This is a genomic window from Thermomonas fusca DSM 15424, assembly GCF_000423885.1.
GTDB lineage: Bacteria > Pseudomonadota > Gammaproteobacteria > Xanthomonadales > Xanthomonadaceae > Thermomonas > Thermomonas fusca.
In genome coordinates this window covers 26347-32711 of the sequence record NZ_AUIV01000032.1, presented here as the reverse complement: position 1 = coordinate 32711, position 6365 = coordinate 26347, and the positions used below count along the sequence as shown (strand labels likewise).

The 6365-nt window shown below is 67.7% G+C and carries 5 protein-coding genes; 4 read left to right on the top strand and 1 reads right to left on the bottom strand.

The features are described 5' to 3' along the window. Together G582_RS0112105 and G582_RS0112100 are read left to right on the top strand one after the other, a co-directional pair. The coding region (locus tag G582_RS0112105) for a transposase (RefSeq protein ID WP_028840055.1) at positions 1 to 315 on the top strand (315 nt) is incomplete at its 5' end. Between the two features lie 122 nt (positions 316 to 437). Continuing rightward, positions 438 to 1595 (top strand): isovaleryl-CoA dehydrogenase, encoded by a 1158-nt coding sequence (locus G582_RS0112100; protein WP_028840054.1) that lies wholly within the window; start codon positions 438 to 440, stop codon positions 1593 to 1595. Between the two features lie 39 nt (positions 1596 to 1634). Here G582_RS0112100 and G582_RS16580 read toward each other — a convergent pair whose 3' ends face one another. After that, entirely contained in the window at positions 1635 to 3092 is a 1458-nt protein-coding gene (locus G582_RS16580) for a GGDEF domain-containing protein (RefSeq protein ID WP_051247212.1), read from the bottom strand. Positions 3093 to 3367: 275 nt separating this feature from the next. Between G582_RS16580 and G582_RS0112090 the strand changes: the two genes are divergently transcribed. Together G582_RS0112090 and G582_RS18580 are read left to right on the top strand one after the other, a co-directional pair. Then, positions 3368 to 3883: a chemotaxis protein CheW gene (locus tag G582_RS0112090; protein WP_028840053.1), complete on the top strand. Its 516-nt coding sequence runs from the start codon at positions 3368 to 3370 to the stop codon at positions 3881 to 3883. Positions 3884 to 3933: 50 nt separating this feature from the next. After that, a complete protein-coding gene (locus G582_RS18580; RefSeq protein WP_028840052.1) occupies positions 3934 to 6129 on the top strand; it encodes a methyl-accepting chemotaxis protein in 2196 nt (731 codons plus the stop codon). The last annotated feature ends 236 nt before the right edge of the window (positions 6130 to 6365 follow it).

Genomic DNA, 6365 nt, shown 5'->3' with positions numbered 1-6365 from the left:
CTGGCGGTCTACGTGATGAAGGAACAACTCAAGGCACTCTGGTCGGCACCCACCGCCTGGGCCTGGAGGCGCGCCTGGACGCAATGGCTGCGCCACGCCCGGGAAAGCGGCATCCCGGCATTGATGCACTTCGCCAAATGCCTGCGCCCCTACTGGCGCGGCATCCTCAGCCGAGTCCGCTGGCCGATGCACACCGGCCTCGTCGAAGGCATCAACAACCGCATCAAGGTCATCAAGCGCATCGCTTACGGCTACCGCGATGACGACTACTTCTTCCTCAAGATCCGGGCCGCCTTCCCCGGAGTTGGGAGATGAACCAAAAAAACGCCCGGCTTGCCGGGCGTTTTTGTTGCAGCACCAGGTCCGTGTTGCGGGCCGATTACAATTGCCACATCCGGCCCGCCGCCAGCGGGCTTCCGACTCTTTCGAGGAATCCCATGCGCCCCTTCCCCCTTGGCGAAGACATCGATGCCCTGCGCGAGGCGGTCCGCCGTTTTGCCGAAACCGAGATCGCGTCGCGCGCGGCCAAGGCGGACGAGGACAACTGGTTCCCGCAGGAGCTGTGGCCGATGCTGGGCGAAATGGGCCTACTGGGCATGACCATTCCCGGCGAATACGGCGGTAGCGGGCTGGGCTACCTGGCCCACCTGGTGGCGATGGAGGAGATCAGTCGCGCCTCCGGTGCCATCGGCCTGTCGTACGGCGCGCATTCCAACCTGTGCGTCAACAACCTGTACGCCAACGGCAACGCAGCCCAGCGGGCTAAATACCTGCCCAAGCTGTGCAGCGGCGAGTTCAAGGGCGCGCTGGCGATGAGCGAGCCCGGCGCCGGGTCCGACGTGGTGGGCTCGATGGCCTGCCGCGCCGAACTGAAGGGCGACACCTGGATCGCCAACGGCAACAAGATGTGGATCACCAACGGCCCCGAGGCCGACGTGCTGATCGTCTACATGCGCACCGCCAGCCGCGAGCTGGGCAGCAAATGCATGACCGCCTTCATCGTCGAGAAGGGCATGAAGGGTTTCTCCACCGCGCAGAAGCTGGACAAGCTGGGCATGCGCGGCAGCAACACCTGCGAGCTGGTGTTCGAGAACTGCGAGATCCCGGCCGAGAACGTGCTGGGGGAGCTCAACAACGGCGTCAAGGTGCTGATGAGCGGCCTGAACACCGAGCGCCTCGTCCTGTCTGGCGGCCCCATCGGGTTGATGCAGGCGGCGCTGGACATCGCCCTGCCCTACGTGCGCGAGCGCCGCCAGTTCGGCCAGGCCATCGGCACCTTCGAGCTGATGCAGGCCAAGATCGCCGACATGTACACGTCGCTGCAGTCCAGCCGCGCCTTTGCCTACCAAGTGGCGCGCGACTACGACGCCGGCCACAAGAGCCGCATCGACGCCGCCTCCTGCCTGTTGCACGCCTCCGAAGCGGCGGTGCAGGTGGCGCTGGAAGCCATCCAGTCGCTGGGCGGCAACGGCTACATCAATGAGTTCGCGACGGGCCGCCTGCTGCGCGACGCCAAGCTGTACGCGATCGGCGCCGGCACCAACGAAATCCGCCGCATGCTGATCGGCCGCGAGCTGTTCGCCGGCAACCACTGAGGCACGCCCGCCTGCGCCGGCAACCGGCGTCGGCGCAGGTCAAGCCTGGCTGGCCGCGCGGCATCCGGGCGGCGGCTGTTCCCAGCTGCGCGCCTGCATCGATTCCAGCCCGCTGGCGCCGGCCAGGCATTCCGCGCAGCCGGTCCTCTCGAAGCGGTCGCGCCCGTTGTGCTTGGCCCGGTACAGCGCGGCATCGGCCCGCTGCAACAGGGACTCTGCCGACACATCGGCATCGCAGGCCTCGGCGCCACCGATGCTGGTGGTGAGCGGCCGCAGCGGCCAGTCGTTGGCGCGGACGGCGTGCAGCACGCGCTCGGCAATCGCCGGCAGCTGGTGCAGGTGGATGCCGTGGATCACCAGCACGAATTCCTCGCCGCCATAGCGGAAGGCCGCGTCTTCCGGGCGCAGCGTGGCCCGCAGCAGCCGGCCGATCTCGCGCAGGGCATCGTCCCCGGCCTGATGGCCGAAGGCATCGTTGTAGGGCTTGAAGTGATCCAGGTCCAGCATCAGCAGCGAGAACGGCACCCGCTGCCGGCGATCCGCGTGCAGCAAGCCCGCCAGCACGTCATCCAGCTTGCGGCGATTTCCCAGCCCCGTCAGGGCGTCGGTGTCGGCGGCGGCGCGCAGCCGCAGCGACGCTTCCCGCAGGCGTTCGCTGCGATCCAGCAATGACGCCACCAGCCAGATCATCCAGGCCAGCGAGCCACCCGTGAAGACCGCGCCGAGGGTGGACGCGACCATCTGCGGCACGCCCAGGCGCGTCTCCAGCAACTTGAACGCAAAGGTGTAGACCAGCGGCAGCAGCAGCGCAGGCAGCAGCAGGCTGCGGGCCAGCACGCCACCCAGCGTGGCGGCGGTGCTGACCCGGGTCAGCCCGGTGGTTGGCACCGACGACATCCACCCCAGCGTGCCAACCAGCATCAGCACGCCGGTGAGAATCGGCAAGCGCTCCAGCAGGCTTTCGCCCTGCTGCGCCAGCACGAAGGCGAACGAGGCCAGGCTGGCCATCGCGATCGCCAGCACGCCCAGTCCGAACAGCTCACGCAGCACCAGCGCGCGACCATTCAGGATCAGCAGCCCCTGCCCGCCCAACAACAGGAAGCCGCAGGCCGCCAGTTCCGCCATCCGCGTTGGCGGCCGCAGGCCTTCGCCAAAGGCGCCGTCGAGCCACGCAGCGATGCCGCGGTAGCCGCTGCTGCCGTATTCCAGCAGCGAGTTGGCCGCCAGCCCGATCATGAGCACGCACAGCAGGCTGGCGAGGCGCCGGACCCAGCGGCGGTCGGTTGCCATGGCCGCCAGCGCCAGCCCCGACAGCAGCACGCAGAACGCAGCGGTCAGGCGGATGTCGCGGCCGCCCAGATCGGGCACCAGGTTGGTGCGCAACGCCCATTCCACGCTGCTGCCCAGGCCCACGACGACCATCAGCAGGCTGGCCAGGCGCGAATACAGCCGGTAGCCACGCATGGCCCAGCGGCTCTGGACGAAGTCGAGGTTCATGCGGCCCGCACCGCGCCGACGACCGTGTTCCTAGGCAATAGCAGGGCCTGCGCGGGAAAGCGCCTGCGGATACCGCGTGTGAATGCCGGTCTGCTGCCCAAGTGCTTCCCCTGTAGACGCCGCCGGATGTGCCACCCCGCGGCCAGCCTGAGCCTAGGCCCGCACCGGCGCGGGCCCCTTGACCGCAATCAAGAGTTCCACGGTTGCCGGGATGATTCAAGAATCGCCGCGGCCGGCCGATGACATGACTGCCAAGACCATGACCCGGATATTCCATGACTAGCCCCGCCGCACCGCAATCCGCCACCAGCACCGCCGCCAAGGCCGCCACCGCCGGCGAATTCCTCACCTTTACCCTGGGTCAGGAGGAATACGGGGTGGACATCCTGAAGGTGCAGGAGATCCGCGGTTACGACGCGGTCACCCGCCTGCCGGATGCGCCGGACTACATCAAGGGCGTGATCAACCTGCGCGGCACCATCGTGCCGGTGATCGACATGCGGGTGAAGTTCCGCCTCGAAGCCAAGGTCGACGCACTGACCGTGATGATCGTCCTCAACGTGGCCGACCGCGTGGTGGGCATGGTGGTGGACAGCGTGTCCGACGTGGTGCAGCTGACTGCCGAGCAGATCCGCGCGATGCCCGAGGTCGGGACTGGCATTGACCGCCGCTTCCTCACCGGGATCGGTGCGCTGGACGAACGCATGCTGATCCTGCTCGACATCGAGGGCCTGATGACCAGCACGGAGATGGGGCTGGTGGTCGACAGCGCCGCCGCACAGGCCGCCTGAACACGCGTCGCCGGGCCTGCCCGACGCACTCCACCCGCCCTGGACATCGCATGAGCCTCATTGCTTCGCTCTCGAACAAGCTCGCCAACCTCTCGGTCCAGCGCAAGCTGATCCTGCTCACGCTGATCAGCGCGATCGGGGTGATCGCCGTCGCGGTGACCGCGGCGCGTTTCCAGTACCTGGACGTCAACAACACCCGCAAGATCGCGTTGGACATCCGCGTGCAGCTGGCCAGCAGCGTGCTGACCCATTACCAGCAGCTGGCCGAGAGCGGCCAGCTTCCGCTGAAGGATGCGCAGCAGCAGGCGTTGGCCGCACTGGCCACGATGCACACGGACGACAACGACAACTACTTCTACGTCCTCGACACCGGCAACCGGATGCTGATGCACCCGCTGCGCAAGGACCTGATCGGACAGGACCTTAAGGACTACCGGACCGACCACGGCGACCGCCTGTTCTACGACCAGCTGGCATCGGTCCGCAACGGCGACGGCTTCACCACCTACCACTGGGCCAAGCCCGGCCACGGTGACGAGCCGGTACTGAAGATGGCCTACGCCCGGCTGTTCCAGCCGTGGAACTGGGTGGTAGCCACCGGCGTGTACATGGACGACGTGCAGGCGCAGGCCTGGCGCTTCACCGGCGTGATGACAGTGGCTGGCGGCATCCTGGTGGTGCTGGTGTTCGCGCTTGGCTGGCTGATCGGCCAGCGCATCGTCGTTCCGCTGCGCAAGGCTACGTCTGTCGCGGACGCGATCGCCCACGGCAAGCTGGACAACGCGATCGTGCAGACTTCGCGTGACGAATGCGGGCAGCTGCTGGGCAGCATGCGCGGTATGCAGGACCGCATCCAGGCGGTGCTTGCCGCGCAGCACGAGATGGCCAGCCGGCACGAGGCGGGCGAGATCAGCTACCGGATGGATGCGGCCTCCTTCCCGGGCGACTACGGCGCCATGGTGGCGGGCACCAACCAGCTGGTCGGCGACCATATCGGCGTGAAGATGCAGGTCATCAGCCTGGCCCAGCGCTATGCCATCGGCGACCTCAGCCAGGACATGCCGCAGCTGCCTGGCGAAAAGGCCGAGATCACCGAGACGATGGCTGCCATCAAGCGCAATCTCGGCGCGATCAGCCAGGGCATCCGCCAGTTGAGCGATGCCGCCGCCCAAGGCGATTTCAGCCAGCGCGGCGATGCCGGCAGCTACCAGTACGACTTCCGCGAGATCATGCTCAGCCTCAACCGGCTGATGGAGACCACCGACGACAACCTCGGCGAGATCTCCGGCCTGCTGCAGGCCATCGCGCGTGGCGACCTCACCGCGCGCATGGATGGCGATTTCCAGGGCGTGTTCGCGCGCATGCGCGACGATGCCAACGCCACCGTGGCCCAGCTCACCGGAATCGTCTCCGGCATCCAGCAGGCCGCCGGCAACATCAACGCAGCCGCCAGCGAGATTGCCGCCGGCAACGAGGATCTGTCGCGCCGCACCGAGCAGCAGGCGGCCTCGCTGGAGGAAACCGCCGCCTCGATGGAAGAGCTCACCTCCACTGTCAAGCAGAACGCCGACAACGCCCGCCAGGCCAACCAGCTGGCGCAGGGCGCGGCCGGCGTGGCTGCGCAGGGCGGCCAGGTGGTCGAGCAGGTGGTGACCACGATGGGCGCGATCGAGGCCTCGTCGAAGAAGATCTCCGACATCATCAGCGTGATCGACGGCATCGCCTTCCAGACCAATATCCTGGCGCTGAACGCGGCGGTGGAAGCCGCCCGCGCCGGCGAACAGGGCCGCGGCTTCGCGGTGGTGGCCGGTGAAGTGCGCGCGCTTGCGCAGCGCTCGGCGGGTGCTGCGAAGGAGATCAAGCAGCTGATCGAGGAATCGGTGGGCAAGGTGACCGACGGTTCGGTGCTGGTGCGCCAAGCCGGCAGCACCATGCACGAACTGGTGACCTCGGTGCAGCGCGTCACCGACATCATGGCCGACATCTCCGCCGCCTCGCAGGAGCAGAGTACGGGCATCGAGCAGGTCAACCGCACGGTGACCCAGATGGACGAGACCACCCAGCAGAACGCGGCGCTGGTGGAAGAAGCCACCGCGGCCGCCCGCTCGATGGAAGAACAGGCGCGCCAGCTCAGCGCCGCGGTGGCGGTGTTCCGGCTGGAGCAGGGCGCCACGCGCAGCCACGTCCGTGCCGGGGCGGCCGAACTGGACTACGACGCTGTGTTGGGTGCATTCAACGCGGCGTGATCCCTGCACGACCCCACGGGCAGCGCCCGGCCGCGCCTCTCCCCGGCTGACGCCGATTTCGGCAGCGGCATCCGCGTAGCGCGATGCGTGCGGCGCGTCGCATGCCGCTGCACGCGGCACGACGGCCGCTCCCTGCGCACTCAAGAATCGCCTGCCCCAGCCGTAGCAGGAAAAGCGCCCTGCCGTTTCGCACCGACGGGCGATCAGTTGTCCCTGCAATTTCGCCCGGAGTTCCA

What these genes read in the sequence shown, in the direction of transcription:
- G582_RS0112100 (WP_028840054.1), top strand. Translation starts at nt 438, where the DNA reads ATGCGCCCCTTCCCCCTTGGCGAAGACATCGATGCCCTGCGCGAGGCG.
- G582_RS16580 (WP_051247212.1), bottom strand. Translation starts at nt 3,092, where the DNA reads ATGAACCTCGACTTCGTCCAGAGCCGCTGGGCCATGCGTGGCTACCGG.
- G582_RS0112090 (WP_028840053.1), top strand. Translation starts at nt 3,368, where the DNA reads ATGACTAGCCCCGCCGCACCGCAATCCGCCACCAGCACCGCCGCCAAG.
- G582_RS18580 (WP_028840052.1), top strand. Translation starts at nt 3,934, where the DNA reads ATGAGCCTCATTGCTTCGCTCTCGAACAAGCTCGCCAACCTCTCGGTC.